12 protein-coding genes are annotated in these 13,878 nt (G+C 68.1%); 5 read left to right on the top strand and 7 right to left on the bottom strand.

What is annotated here, in order from left to right; translation table 11 throughout:
- Positions 1-27: 27 nt before the first annotated feature.
- Both ACSQ2H_RS10555 and ACSQ2H_RS10550 read left to right on the top strand, forming a co-directional pair.
- Positions 28-1,404, top strand: a complete 1,377-nt coding sequence (locus ACSQ2H_RS10555; RefSeq protein WP_436061354.1) for an alkaline phosphatase — start codon at positions 28-30, stop codon at positions 1,402-1,404.
- Positions 1,405-1,479: 75 nt separating this feature from the next.
- Entirely contained in the window at positions 1,480-2,745 is a 1,266-nt protein-coding gene (locus tag ACSQ2H_RS10550) for a serine hydrolase domain-containing protein (RefSeq protein ID WP_436061353.1), read from the top strand.
- 379 nt (positions 2,746-3,124) lie between these two features.
- Here ACSQ2H_RS10550 and ACSQ2H_RS10545 read toward each other — a convergent pair whose 3' ends face one another.
- The gene (locus tag ACSQ2H_RS10545; protein WP_436061352.1) at positions 3,125-4,042 is read right to left on the bottom strand and encodes a LysR family transcriptional regulator; all 918 of its coding nucleotides are present in this window, start codon (positions 4,040-4,042) and stop codon (positions 3,125-3,127) included.
- Between the two features lie 93 nt (positions 4,043-4,135).
- On the opposite strand from ACSQ2H_RS10545, the gene ACSQ2H_RS10540 reads away from it, so the two are divergent.
- Positions 4,136-5,299 carry an MFS transporter gene (locus tag ACSQ2H_RS10540; RefSeq protein ID WP_436061351.1) on the top strand — a complete coding sequence of 388 codons (1,164 nt, stop codon included), beginning with the start codon at positions 4,136-4,138 and terminating at the stop codon, positions 5,297-5,299.
- Between the two features lie 19 nt (positions 5,300-5,318).
- Here the strand turns inward: ACSQ2H_RS10540 and rnd are convergent, their stop codons facing one another.
- Entirely contained in the window at positions 5,319-6,506 is a 1,188-nt protein-coding gene (gene rnd / locus ACSQ2H_RS10535) for a ribonuclease D (RefSeq protein WP_436061350.1), read from the bottom strand.
- A gap of 92 nt (positions 6,507-6,598) precedes the next feature.
- On the opposite strand from rnd, the gene purM reads away from it, so the two are divergent.
- A complete protein-coding gene (gene purM, locus ACSQ2H_RS10530) occupies positions 6,599-7,624 on the top strand; it encodes a phosphoribosylformylglycinamidine cyclo-ligase (protein WP_436061349.1) in 1,026 nt (341 codons plus the stop codon).
- Positions 7,625-7,640: 16 nt separating this feature from the next.
- Here purM and ACSQ2H_RS10525 read toward each other — a convergent pair whose 3' ends face one another.
- From ACSQ2H_RS10525 to ndk, 5 genes are all read right to left on the bottom strand, one after another.
- Positions 7,641-8,420, bottom strand: coding sequence for an enoyl-CoA hydratase/isomerase family protein (locus ACSQ2H_RS10525; protein ID WP_436061348.1), 780 nt, complete (start codon positions 8,418-8,420; stop codon positions 7,641-7,643).
- A complete protein-coding gene (locus ACSQ2H_RS10520) occupies positions 8,417-9,637 on the bottom strand; it encodes a CoA transferase (RefSeq protein ID WP_436061347.1) in 1,221 nt (406 codons plus the stop codon). The genes ACSQ2H_RS10525 and ACSQ2H_RS10520 overlap by 4 nt, the downstream gene beginning before the upstream one ends.
- Positions 9,638-9,646: 9 nt before the next feature.
- Positions 9,647-10,804, bottom strand: a complete 1,158-nt coding sequence (locus tag ACSQ2H_RS10515) for an acyl-CoA dehydrogenase family protein (protein WP_436061346.1) — start codon at positions 10,802-10,804, stop codon at positions 9,647-9,649.
- 130 nt (positions 10,805-10,934) lie between these two features.
- Positions 10,935-11,171 (bottom strand): hypothetical protein, encoded by a 237-nt coding sequence (locus tag ACSQ2H_RS10510; RefSeq protein WP_436061345.1) that lies wholly within the window; start codon positions 11,169-11,171, stop codon positions 10,935-10,937.
- A 173-nt stretch (positions 11,172-11,344) separates the two neighbouring features.
- Positions 11,345-11,764, bottom strand: coding sequence for a nucleoside-diphosphate kinase (gene ndk / locus ACSQ2H_RS10505; protein ID WP_056018887.1), 420 nt, complete (start codon positions 11,762-11,764; stop codon positions 11,345-11,347).
- 133 nt (positions 11,765-11,897) lie between these two features.
- On the opposite strand from ndk, the gene ACSQ2H_RS10500 reads away from it, so the two are divergent.
- Positions 11,898-13,784, top strand: coding sequence for an ABC-F family ATP-binding cassette domain-containing protein (locus ACSQ2H_RS10500; RefSeq protein ID WP_436061344.1), 1,887 nt, complete (start codon positions 11,898-11,900; stop codon positions 13,782-13,784).
- Positions 13,785-13,878: the final 94 nt, after the last annotated feature.

Here is a 13,878-nt window from a genome sequence, read left to right as displayed (position 1 = left end):
AAGAGGACGCCCAGCAGTATGGAGGGCGTGACCTTGGCGAACATGAGCGGCAAGTTGGCGGCGGGGCTCTGCGCCCTGGCCTTGGCGACGGGACCGGCCTCGGCGGCTGAGCGGGCCAAGAACGTCATCCTCTTCATCGGCGACGGCATGGGCGTCTCGACCCTCACCGCGGCGCGGATCTATGATGGCCAGAAGCGCGGCGTCGACGGGGCGTCCAACTCGCTGTCGTTCGAGACGTTTCCCGACCTGGCGCTGGTGCGCACCTACTCGACCGACAGCCTCGTGACCGACTCCGCCGCCGGCGCCTCGGCGCTGCTGACCGGCCGACGCACGCTGAACGGCGCGCTCGGCGTGACCGACCAGATCAAGTTCGCCGATTGCGCGTCGACCAAGGGTCAGTCTGCGCCCACCCTGGCCGAACAGGCCAAGCAGGCCGGACTGGCGGTGGGCGTGGTCACGACGGCTGCGATCACCGACGCCACCCCGGCCTCGCTCTATGCGCATACTCCGGCGCGCCGCTGGCAGTCTGACGCCGACATGCCGCCGGAAGCGGTCGAAGCCGGCTGCATCGATATCGCCCGGCAGATGCTGGACGTCCCCAAGGCCAAGCGCTTCGACGTCATGCTCGGCGGCGGGCAGGCCAACTTCGTGGCTGAGGACGGCAAGCGGATGGATAGCCGCGACCTCACCGCCGAGTGGCGCACGGCCGGTGGCGTCTACGTGCAGACCGGAACCGAACTCGCCGCCGCCCCCAACAACGGCGCGCCGCTCCTGGGCCTGTTTGCGCCGAACAACATGATGCGCGACACCGCCCGCCAGGCGACGGGCACGGACGCGCCGACCCTGACGCAGATGACCACCCAGGCCATCGAGCGGTTGGCCGCCAACAAGAAGGGCTACTTCCTGATGGTCGAGGGCGCCTTGATCGACAAGGCGCACCACGTCAGCCTGGCCGGCGAGGCCCTCAACGAGACGGTGGAATTCTCGAAAGCGATCGCCGCCGCCGCCGCGATGACCGACCCCAAGGACACCTTGATCATTGTCACCGCGGACCACAGCCACGGGCTGACCATCAACGGCGGCGCGCGCGACACCTCGATCCTCGGCGTCCTGCAAGGCAACGACGACGACCCGCCGGTGGCGCTCGATGGCCTGACTGTGCCGATCCTGATGTATGCGTCGGGCCCGGGCGCGCCGGCCGCCGGCGAAGCCCGCTCCGTCCCGACCAAAGCCGACATCGACGACCCGGACCGGCTTACCTACGCCGCGGTCCCGTTGATGAGCGCGGCGCATACCGGCGAGGACGTCGCGGCCTATGCTCGCGGTCCCGGAGCGTCGAAAATCCGCGGCCTGATGGACCAGCCGGGCGTCAATCGCGTGATGAAGGAGGCGCTGGGCCTCTAAGGGAGCACTCAGCTCTAGCCACGCGGACGTACCTCCCCCTAGAATTCGCACAACGAGAATCTGGGGGGAAACGTCATGAGCATCACGCGCAAGGGCCTGCTCGTCGGGCTGCTGGCTTCGGCCGCCATCATCGCCGGGCCGGCCGTCGCCGAGGTCAAGCTGGCCGACCCGGCCGATGTCGGCATGTCCAAGGAGGGTCTCGCCGCCCTCGACAAGAGCTTCCGCGGCCTCGTGGACGACGGGCGGCTGGCCGGCGTCACCACCCTGGTGGCCCGCCATGGCAAGGTCGTCCACTTCGACGCCTACGGCGTCCAGGACGTCGGCACGGGCGCGCCCCTGAAGCGCGACACCATCTTCCGCATCGCCTCAATGACCAAGCCGGTGACCGGCGTGGCGATGATGATCCTCTACGAAGAGGGCAAGTGGAAGCTGGACGACCCGGTCGCCAAGTACATCCCCGAGTTCGCCGACCTGAAGGTGAAGGGGCCGGACGGGACCCTGGTCGCCCAGTCGCACCCGATGACCATGCGCGAGCTGATGAGCCACACGGCCGGCTTCGACGTGTCCGGCGGCTACGCACCCGACGTCACCGACCGCAACCAGCCGCTGCAGGCGATGATCGACAAGCTGGCCAAGCTGCCGCTCGCTGTCCAGCCGGGCGCCGACTGGCGCTACGGCCCCAGCGTCAACATCCAGGGCTACATCGTCGAGAAGCTGTCGGGCCAGCCGCTGGACGCCTTCTTCCAGCAGCGCATCTTCGCGCCCCTGAAGATGACCGACACGGGCTTCGCCGTGCCCGCCGCCAACGTGTCGCGGGTGTCGTCGATCCACTCCTACGATACGGCCAAGAAGCTTATCGTCCCGCCGAACCCGGTCGATCCGTCGGTGAAGCCGGCCCTGCTGTCCGGCTCGGGCGGTCTGATGTCGACGACCGAGGACTACTGGCGCTTCTCGCAGATGCTGCTGAACGACGGTGAACTCGACGGCGCACGCATCCTGAAGCCGGAAACCGTCAAGCTGATGCGCCAGAACGTCCTGAAGGACGGGGTCCTGGTCGATCTCTATGGCCCCAGCATGCAGGGCGTCGGCTTCGGCATGGACTTCGCCGTCATCCTGGATCCGGCCAAGGCTGAGACGCCCCAGGGCAAGGACAGCTACTACTGGGGCGGCGCGTTCGGCACGTGGTTCTGGATCGACCCGACCAACGATCTGGTCTTCGTCGGCATGATCCAGAACCTGAACGGCTCGATCCCGGGCCGCGATACGCCGGAGGTCCGTTCGATCTCGTATCCGCTGGTCTACGGCGCGCTGACGGACGCCGGCAAGCAGGACGCCCAATAGCAAGAAGGCGGCGCTGTGGTTTCCCACGGCGTCGCCTTCTCATTCCAGGCCCGGAGGCCTGAAGGTCTGAGGTCTTCGACTTTTTCGGCGGGCGAGATTTCTCTGGTCGGCCGTGTCCGTCGTCGTGACCCCTTGATCTGCTGCTTTGGGTCGCCCCTTGGCTGCGTCTCTTGGAGCCTTCCGCTCGCTTTCTGGCCGGTCTCCCGGTTCGGTGCGCCGCGTTTCCTTTCGACAAGTCGAGCCTCGCGCCGATGCGCCGCTCACGCAAGCGCGGCCACGCGCAAAAATATCCGTGCTCGGTGGAAAAGCGGTGCGCAAGATTGTCGACGAACGGCGATACGCCAAGCGCCGCAAGCGCTCAGAGTTATCCACAGCTTCGTCAGGAGGATGTCGGCAGACGGATGTTCGCGGCCAGAAAGTCGATGAACGCACGGACCCTGGCCGGCAGCCGGCCGCCCTGCCCGACGAAGACGGCATGCGCCTCGAGGATGTCGCCGGGGTTGAACGCTTCGAGCACCGGAACCAGCCGCCCGGCACGGATGTCTTCAGCCGCCGCAAAGACGCTCATCCGGGCCAGGCCCGCGCCCGCCAACGCCAGCCGCCGCAGGCTCGCGCCGTCGCCGACCTGCACCCCGCCCGCGCCGGGGAGATAGACCACCTCCCCGTCAGGCCCCAGGAACGGCCAATTGCGGACGCTGCGGGTGAAAGTGAAGTCGAGCTGGTGATGACTGGCCAGATCCTCGAGCCGTGTCGGCACGCCGCGCCTTGCGAGGTACTCGGGAGATCCGACCACGACCGCCCGGCTCTCGCCCAGCTTGCGGGCGGTGAGGTTCGACGAGCGGAGCGCGCCCATCCGGATCGCCACGTCGGCCCGCTCCTCCAGCAGATCGACGACCTGGTCGGTCAGCACGATGTCGAGCGTCACCTCCGGATGCTGCTCCAGGAACGCCGGGACCAGTGGCAGGATGAACTGACCGCCCAGATCGACCACGCTGTTGACCCGCACCCGGCCGCGCGGCGCCGCCCCGGCCAGCACCTCACGCTCGGCCTCCTCGATGTCGGCCAGCACCCGGACGCTGCGCGCGAAGAACGCCTCTCCCTCGGGCGTCAGCTGCAGGCCCCGCGTCGAACGGTTCAGCAATCGCGCGCCGAGCCGCGCCTCCAGCCGCGAAACCAGCTTGCTCACGGCAGATGGCGTCAGCTTGAGCGCCCGCGCGGCCGCCGACAGGCCGCCCGTCTCGACGACCCGGACGAACACTTCCATCTCGGTCGAGCGGTTCACTTCCGCGCGCGACATTGAATTGAACTCACAAGTGATGTGCCCAGAGGCAATCTACTTCACATACTCGAAGAGCTCCATCTAGCGCCGATCGCTGCCTGGAGACCTGCCTTGCCTATCGCCCTCTACGCCCTGACCGCCGGCGCCTTCGGCATCGGCGTCACCGAGTTCGTCATAATGGGCCTGCTGCTGCAGGTGTCCGGCGACCTCGGCGTCTCGATCTCCGCCGCCGGCCTGCTGATCACCGGCTATGCGCTCGGGGTCTTCGCCGGCGCGCCGCTGCTGACCATCGCCACCCGCCGCCTGCCGCGGAAGACGACGCTGATCGCGCTGATGATCATCTTCACGCTCGGCAATCTCGCCTGCGCCCTCGCGCCGAACTACACGACCTTGATGATCGCCCGGGTGATGACCGCGCTGGCGCACGGCACATTCTTCGGGGTCGGCTCGGTGGTCGCCGCCGGTCTCGTCGCGCCCGACAAACGGGCCTCGGCCATCGCCCTGATGTTCACCGGTCTGACCGCCGCCACTCTGGTCGGCGTGCCGTTCGGGGCTTGGCTCGGCGAGAGCTTCGGCTGGCGTTCGACCTTCTGGGCCGTCGCCGGGATCGGCGTCTTCGCGGCCGCCGTGCTGACCGCCTTCGTGCCGCGCGCCGAGCAAACGGTGGAAGCCGGCGCCCTGTCCGAAGAACTGGCCGTGCTGCGCCGCCCGCAGGTGCTGCTGGGGCTGCTGATGACCGTGCTGGGCTTCGGCGGCGTGTTCGCCGTCTTCACCTACATCCAGCCGATCCTGACGCAGATCACCGGCTTTCCGATCTCCGCCGTCTCACCGATCCTGCTGGTGTTCGGCGGCGGCCTGGTGGCCGGCAACTACCTAGGCGGCAAGGCGGCCGACCGGGCGCTCAATCCGGCGCTGATCGGGACGTTGGCCACCCTCACCGTGGTGATGCTGGCGATGAGCTTTGCGCTAGAAAGCAAGGTCGCGGCGGTGGCGTTCACCGGTCTGCTCGGCGCGGCGGCCTTCGCCACGGTTGCGCCGCTGCAACTGCGCTTGATGGAGGCGGCCGGCGGGGCCGGCCAGACCCTGGCCTCCAGCCTCAACATCGCGGCCTTCAATCTGGGTAACGCGGTCGGCGCATGGCTAGGCGGCGCGGTAATCGACCACGGGCCTGGACTGGCGGCTGTCACGTGGGCCGGGGGGCTGATGCCGGCGGCCGCGCTGCTGACGGCGCTGCTTAGCCAGCGGCTGGCGAGCCGTACGGCGCTCGCCAGCTAAGGGCCGCAACGGCGGAGGTCTACTCCGCCGCTTCGGTCGCCTTGCTCTTCGGCGCGCGACGCACCTCGACGACCCGCACGCGCGCGCCGTCCAGCACCAGGGCCAGTTCGCCGCGCTTCAGCCGCAGGGCGTCCTCGCCGAACGCCTCGCGCCGCCAGCCGGTCAGGGCCTGGGTCTTGGCGTTGTCGTCATTGGCGATCTGCTCGAGATCCGAGACCGTGGCGATCAGCTTCGAGGCCACGCCGGCGTCTTCCGAACGGGCCTTGAGCAGCACCTTCAGCAGTTCGACCACCGCGCCGGCGGCCGGCGACGGCTGGTGCTTGGTCTTCTCGATCACCGGGGCGTATGCCTCGGGATCCTTCAGCCCCTCGCGCACCGCCGCCAGCAGGTCAGGCCCGAACCGCGAGCCCGAGAAGCCCTTCGGCACCGAGCGCAGGCGGTCGAGCCCGTCGGCGTCGGTCGGCGCCTGGGTCGCGATCTCGTCGATGGCGTCGTCTTTGAGGATCCGGCCGCGCGGCTGGTCACGCTGTTGAGCGGTGCGCTCGCGCCAGGCGGCCACCGCCTTGAAGATCGCGAGGTACTTGGCCGTGTGCCGGCGCGGTCGCAGACGTTTCCAGGCGTTCTCCGGGCTGACGTCGTACATCGCCGGATCGGTCAGGCCCTGCATCTCGTCGACCACCCACGCCAGGCGGCCGTCCTTTTCCAGACGGGCGCGCAGCATCGGATAGAGCTTGGCCAAATGCGTCACATCGCCCACCGCGTAGACCAGTTGGGCGTCGGTCAGCGGTCGGCGCGCCCAGTCCGTGAAGCGGGACGACTTGTCGATCTCGACCTTGAGCATCTGGCGAACCAGGGCGTCGTAGGCGATCTGCTCGCCGAACCCGGCGGCCATGCCGGCCACCTGGGTGTCGAACAGCGGCGTCGGCATCGCATTGAGGTTGTTGAAAATTTCAACGTCCTGGCGCGCCGCATGGAAGACCTTCTCGATCTTCGGATTGCGCAGGATCTCCAGGAACGGCTCGAGGTCGATGCCGTCGGCCAGCGGATCGATCACAGCCTCGGCGTTCGGCGCCGCGGCCTGGATAAGGCACAGCTTCGGCCAATAGGTCGTCTCGCGCATGAACTCGGTGTCCACGGCGACGAAAGGCTGGTCTTTGATCTTGTCGCAGAACGCCTGGAGGTCGGCGGTAGTTGTAATCGGCGTCATCAAGTAGCTATACGCTCGCGCAGGGCCGAGTCTGCAAGCGCCCGATGCGCGCAGCGGCCAATTTCTAGTCGTCCTAGCACCAAAGGCGTCACATGACCGACCGGCCCAATGGCCTCACCTACGCCCAGGCCGGCGTCGACATCGATGCCGGAAACGCCCTGATAGAGCGTATCAAGCCTCTGGCCAAGGCGACGCGTCGTCCCGGCGCCGATGCGGCGCTCGGCGGCTTCGGCGCGCTGTTCGATCTGAAGGCCGCCGGCTACGACGATCCGCTGCTGGTCACGACGACCGACGGCGTCGGCACCAAGCTCAAGATCGCCATCGACACCGACCAGCATGACACGGTCGGGATCGACCTCGTGGCCATGTGCGTCAACGACCTGCTGGCCCAGGGCGCCGAGCCGCTGATGTTCCTGGACTACTTCGCGACCGGCAAGCTCGACGTCGACGCCGCCGCCCGTGTGGTGGCCGGCATCGCCGAGGGCTGCACCCAGGCGGGCGCGGCGCTGGTGGGCGGCGAGACCGCCGAAATGCCCGACATGTATTCCGAAGGCGACTACGATCTCGCCGGCTTCTGCGTCGGCGCGGTCGATCGCAACGGCGTGCTGCCGAAGCTCGACGCCCAGCAGCCCGGCGACATCCTGATCGGCCTGGGATCGTCCGGTCCGCACTCCAACGGCTATTCGCTGGTCCGCAGGATCGTCGAGCGCTCGGGTCTGGCCTGGGACGCGCCCGCGCCGTTCGAAGAGGGCAAGACCCTGGCCGAAGCGCTGATGGCCCCGACCAAGATCTACATCAAGAGCGTCCTGCCCCAGATCAAGAAGGGCCGCATCAAGGGCTGCGCCCACATCACCGGCGGCGGGCTGATCGAAAACCCGCCGCGCGCCATCGCCGACGGGCTGGTTCCGAAGTTCGACTGGGACGCCTGGTCGATGCCGCCGGTGTTCCAGTGGCTGGCCGAGGTCGGCGGCGTCGCCGAGCACGAGATGCGCCGGACCTTCAACTGCGGCGTTGGCCTGATCCTGATCGTCGATCCGCACGATCTGCCCGACGTGCTCGACGGCCTGCTGCACGCCGGTGAGGACGCCTTCGTCTGCGGAGAACTCACCGCCGCCTGAGCCGATCAAGGGGGAGCTACTCCCCCTTGAACACCGCCGTCCGCTTCTGATTGAACGCCGCGACGCCCTCGCGGCGGTCCTTGGTCTTGAAGAGGCGATTGTACTCGACCAGCTCGAGCGCCATGGCCTTGTCCAGCGGCAAGGCCGCGCCGCCGCGCACCACCTTCTTCAGCGCCTTGACCGAGAGCGGCGCCTTGCCGGCGATCACGCGAGCGCGTTCCAGCGCCTGCGGCATGAGCTCGTCGGGCGGGGTCACGCGGTTGACCAGACCGAAGTCGAGCGCCTGGGCCGCATCGATCGGCAGACCCGACATCAGCAGCTCGGCCGCCCGGCGCTCGCCGGCGGCGCGGACGATGTACTGGGTTCCGCCCAGCCCAGGAATGATGCCGAGCCCGACTTCCGGCAGGCCGAGCCGCGCCGTGTCCGAGGCCCAGGCGAAGTCGCAGGCGAGCGCCATCTCGCAGCCGCCGCCCATGGCCGCGCCGTTCACCGCGGCGATGACCGGGAACGGGCAGGCCAACTGAGCGCGGATCATCGCCTCGAACATGACGTGCTGGTCCGACCAGGCCTGGTCGCTCATGCCGTCGCGTTCCTTGAGGTCCGCACCCGCGCAGAAGAACCGGCCCGCGCCGGTCAGGACCGCCACGCGCACCGAAGCGTCCTTGGCGAGGGTCGTCCAGAGCGCGAGCAGTTCCTCGCCCATGGCGGTGTTGAGCGCATTCGCGGCGTCCGGACGGCTGAGAGTGACGACCTTGACCCCGGGCGACGGCTCGCTGACCTCGACTGTACTGCTCATCGTCCCTCCGGACCGGCGACCACGCCGGCGTCATGCAAACTGGCGATCTCGCCGGCCGAGAGCTTCAGCACCTGCGCCAGCACTTCGTCGGTGTGCTGGCCCAGACGCGCAGCGCCGCCGGCCGGCCGGCGCTCGTCCTGCGGGATCGTTCCGGCGAAGCCCGCCGTCGGATAGGTCCGGCCGCTCGGATGGGTCGCCTCGGCGAAAACCGGGTTGCCCTTGATCAGCCGGGGATCTTCCGCCGCCGCGCTCATCGGCTGGTACGGCCCCCAGCAGACGCCCTCCTTGTCGAAGGACGGCTTCAGCTCGGCCAGCGTCTTACGGGCGAACGCCGCCTCGAACAGCGGAAACAGGCGCGCGCGGTGATCGAAGCGGAGCCCCTCGTCCGCGGCGAAGCTGACGCCGAGCTCGGCTTCCAGGGCCGCGACCGGCGCCTCGATCTCCAGCACTTGGATCAGCCCTTTCCATTGCCGGGGCGTGATCGCCACCAGCATGATCCGCTGACCGCCCTTCAGCAGGAAGTCGCGGCCGAACGCGCCGAACAGGTCGTTGCCCATCCGCTGGCGATCCTGGCCGCCGAGGCTCTCGGCGAGGTAGCCGAGATTGGCCATGGTCGTACCCGCGATGTCGGACAGCGGAATGCGGATCTCCCGCCCCTTGCCGTCCCGTTGGCGGGCATGCAGCGCCGAGACCAGGGCGAACGCCGCATAGGCGCCGGTGAGCAGGTCCCAGGCCGGCAGCACGTTGTTCACCGGCCGCGGCTCCTCGGGGAAGCCGTTCAGCATCGGCACGCCGATCGCGCTGTTGACGGTGTAGTCGACCGCCGGGCCGCCATCGGCCCAGCCCATGACCCGCGCACAGATCAGGTCCGGTCGCAGCGCGCTCAATTTCTCATAAGAAAGAAAGCCTTCGACCGGGAAGTTCGTCACGAAGACGCCGCCCTCGTCGCCAGGCGCGGCGGCCAGGCGCGCCGCGAGCTCGCGGCCTTCGGGCCGGGACAGGTCGATGGCGATCGACTTCTTGGCTTTGTTGAGCCCCTCCCAATAGAGGCTCTCGCCGCCTTCGCTGAGCGGCCAACGGCGAAAGTCCGGCCCGCCGCCGATGTTGTCGAAGCGGATCACCTCGGCGCCGAGCTGCGCCAGATAGAGCCCGCAGGTCGGCCCGGCGACGAACGCCGAGCCCTCGACCACCCGCAGGCCTTTCAGAAGATCGTACATCCCCGGCCCTCAGAACGATTTCGGCATGCCCAGCACGTGGGTGCCCACGTGACTGAGGATCAGGTTCGTGGAGATCGGCGCGACCTGATAGAGCCGCGTCTCGCGGAACTTGCGCTCGATGTCGTAGTCCTCGGCGAAGCCGAAGCCGCCATGCGTCTGGATCGCTGTGTCGGCCGCGAACCACGAGGCCTCCGACGCCAGCATCTTGGCCATGTTGGCTTCCGTGCCGCAGGGCTGGCCGGCGTCGAACATGGCCGCGGCCTTGTCGACCATCAGCGAGGCGGCGGTGACCTGTACGTGCGCCCGGGCGATCGGGAATTGGACGCCCTGGTTCTGGCCGATCGGCCGACCGAACACTTCACGCTCGGTCGCGTACCTGCTGGCCCGATCGACGAAGAACCGCCCGTCGCCGATGCACTCCGACGCGATCAGGATGCGTTCGGCGTTCATGCCGTCGAGGATGTAGCGGAAGCCCTTGCCCTCTTCGCCCACGAGGTTCGCCGCCGGCACTCGCAGGCCGTCGAAGAACAGTTCGGTCGTCGCGTGGTTGAGCATGGTGCGCACGGGGCGGATGGTGAGCCCGTTCCCGACCGCCTCGCGCAGATCCACGAGCAGCACGCTCATTCCGTCAGCCGGCCGCGCGGCGTCTTCGCGCGCGGTCGTACGACAGAGCAGCACCATGAGATCAGAATGCTCGGCGCGGCTGATCCAGAGCTTTTGGCCGCTGACCACGTACTGATCGCCGTCGCGGCGCGCGAAGGTCGAGATGCGGGTCGTGTCGGTCCCCGCGGTCGGCTCCGTCACCCCGAACGCCTGCAGCCGCAGTTCGCCGGACGCGATCTTGGGCAGATAGGCCTGCTTCTGCGCCTCGCTGCCGTGCTTGAGGATCGTGCCCATGGTGTACATCTGGGCGTGACAGGCGCCGCCGTTACAGCCTGACCGATGGATCTCCTCAAGCACCGCGGTCGCCGCCGCCAGGCCGAGCCCGGAACCGCCGTAGGCCTCGGGGATCAGCACCGAGAGAAAACCGGCTTCGGTCAGCGCCGCGACGAATTCCTTGGGATAGGCGCGCTCACGATCATGCTCGCGCCAGTATTCGCCTGGAAACTGGCTGCACAGCCTGCGCACGGCCTCACGGATTTCAGGAAAGCTCTCTGTCCCGCTCAAGCCGGCCTCCACAAAACGCAAGAGTCCGGCACCAGCTAGCCCAAAGCTACTCAGCGGGAAAGCCATGCCGCTACGTCAGCGGCGGCCCGCCCAAGCTTAAGTGTTCGCAAGCCCGAAAACTAAAGCGAACTCAAATACAACTTCCGGCAATTTGCGAATCGTTAACCAAGTTCTGGCGGAACTTCAGTGCGTTTGCGTTGTTCGAACCGGCATGGACAGCATGACCCGCAATGAACGCTTGCATCGAGAGGCCGTAAGCCTCTGGCGCGCGTTGAGCGCCGATCCCCCGCCGACGGGATTGCGCGGGGCGCGCCTGCTCGACGCCGCCCTGCATCTGAAAGTGGCCGACAAGTACGACCGGTTTCATTCGCCGCACCTGCGACCAAGCCAGATCGTTCGCCCTCGCTGACCCCGAAAACGAGAAGGCCCCGCCCGGCGTGCGCCGAACGGGGCCTGTCATGCGGCTGGTCCGCTGGATGGACCGAGTGGGGCTCGTGGCCGCGCTTGTTCAACGCGACCAGAGCTTAGCCGTTCCCTGACTTAGCCGACGATCTGGTCGTCGGTGAAGAATTGGGCGATCTCGATCTTGGCGTTGTCCTGGCTGTCCGAACCGTGGACAGAGTTTTCGCCGACGTTCAGGGCGAACAGCTTGCGGATCGTGCCGTCGGCGGCTTGTTCCGGGTTCGTGGCGCCCATGACTTCACGATACTTGGCCACGGCGCCTTCGCCTTCCAGAACCTGCACGACGACCGGCGCCGAGGTCATGGTCTCGACCAGTTCGCCGTAGAACGGGCGCTCGGCGTGGACTTCGTAGAACTTCTTGGCTTGGGCTTCGGTCATCTGGATGCGGCGCTGGGCGACGATGCGCAGGCCGGCGCCTTCGATCACGGCGTTGATCTGACCGGTCAGGTTCCGCTTGGTCGCGTCCGGCTTGATGATCGAGAAGGTGCGTTCGGTCATGTCTGTTGCTTGTCTTATTCTTGGGAGGCGCGGGGTCCCGCGCGGGTGGCGGGCTTATAGCCGCCGGATGTGACAACGCCAAGCGCACGACGGTCGCCTTCGGCGGCGCGCTCTGCTAAGGCCCCCCGCTCCCATGCTGCAGATCAACGACCTTACCTTCGACTCCTGGGGCCGCCGCTTCTTCGACCATGCGAGCGTCAGCATACCTGTGGGCGCCAAGGTCGGGCTGGTCGGCCGCAACGGCGTCGGCAAGTCGACGCTGTTCAAGCTTATCCTCGACCAACTCCACGCCGGCGACGGCGAAATCGGCTATCCGAAGCAGGCTCGTATCGGATCGGTGGACCAGGAGCATCCGGCCACGCCGGTCCCGCTGATCGACACCGTGCTGGCCGCCGACGAAGAGCGCGCCGGTCTGCTGCACGAGTTGGAGACCGCCGATCCCGAGCGGATGGGCGACATCTATGGCCGACTGGCCGAGATCGGCGCCGACCGCGCGCCGAGCCGCGCCGCGGAAATTCTGTCGGGCCTCGGGTTCTCGAACGCCGACCTCACCCGCCCGATGGCGGAGTTCTCGGGCGGCTGGCGGATGCGGGTGGCGCTGGCCGCAGCGCTGTTCGCCGAGCCGGACCTGCTGCTGCTCGACGAACCGACCAACTATCTGGACCTGGAAGGCGCACTCTGGCTGGAAAGCCGGCTGAAGAAGTATCCGCACACCGCGGTGATCATCAGCCACGACCGCGAGATCCTGAACAACAGCTGCGACCACATCCTGCATCTGCTCGATGGCAAGCTGACTCTCTATATCGGCGGCTACGACCAGTTCGAGCGCCAGCGGGAGGAGAAGGCGCGCCTGCAGGAGGCCACCAAGGCCAAGGTCGAAGCGCAGCGCGCCCACCTGCAGTCCTTCGTCGATCGCTTCCGCGCCAAGGCGTCCAAGGCGACCCAGGCGCAGTCGCGTCTGAAGATGCTGGCCAAGCTGCCGCCGGTCTCGGCGGTGGTGATCGAACACACCGCGCCGTTCATCCTGCCCTCGCCCGAACGCCCGCTGGCGCCGCCGCTCGTGCGGCTGGAGGGCGTAGCGACCGGCTACGCCGGCGGTCCGCCGATCCTGAAACACCTGAACCTGCGCCTGGACCTGGATGACCGCATCGGCCTGCTCGGCGTCAACGGCGCCGGCAAGTCGACCTTCGCCAAGCTGGTCGCCGGCGCGCTCGAGCCGCAGTCCGGAGACCTCAAGCGCTCGGCGCGACTGAAGGTCGGCTGGTTCCACCAGCATCAGATCGAAGCGCTGGACCCGAACGACACGCCGCTCGACATCATCCGCCGCGAAATGCCCGAGGCGTCGGAGGCCAGCCGCCGCTCGCGCCTGGCCCAGTACGGGCTCGGCCACGAGAAGGTCGAGACCTCCGTCGCCAACCTGTCCGGCGGCGAGCGGGCGCGCCTGCTGCTGAACCTCGTGGCGGCCGAGAAGCCGCACCTGCTGATCCTCGACGAACCGACCAACCACCTGGACATCGACAGCCGCCGGTCGCTGCTCGACGCGCTTAACGACTACGAGGGGGCGGTGATCCTGATCACCCACGACCGCTCGCTGATGGAACTGGTCGCCGACCGGCTGTGGCTGGCCACCGACGGCACGATCGCGCCGTTCGACGGCGACATGGACGACTACGCCAAGTTCGTCATCGATCGCGCCAAGCAGGCCGGCAAGGCGCCCACCCAGGTGCGCGAGGCCGAGCCGGTCGCCCCGCCCAAGCCGCCGCCAGCGGCGAAGTCCAAGGTGCCGACCGGGACCGCGCGCCGCCGGGCCGAAGCCGCGGAGGCCGTCCTCGCCCGCGCCAGCCAGGCGCTAGGCAAGATCGACGCCGCCCTGACCGACCCCAAGATCTTCAACGAGAACCCAGCCAAAGCCGCGGAACTTGGGCGGCAACGGGCGAGCGCAGAAGCTGCGCTCGAAGCTGCGGAACTCGAGTGGCTGGAGGCGACCGAGGCCTACGAGGCGTTGAAGTCCGAGGGCTAGAGCCCCTTCCCCTGCCCGCGCAGCCGCCTATGGTTGGGCGATGCCCGCCGACGCGATTTCGCCGCCCGATCCTGGCCAACGCCGCCTGGCGCCG

The sequence above is a fragment of the Phenylobacterium sp. LjRoot97 genome, from assembly GCF_964254345.1.
GTDB lineage: Bacteria > Pseudomonadota > Alphaproteobacteria > Caulobacterales > Caulobacteraceae > Phenylobacterium.
This window is presented reverse-complemented; position numbering and strand designations above follow the sequence as displayed.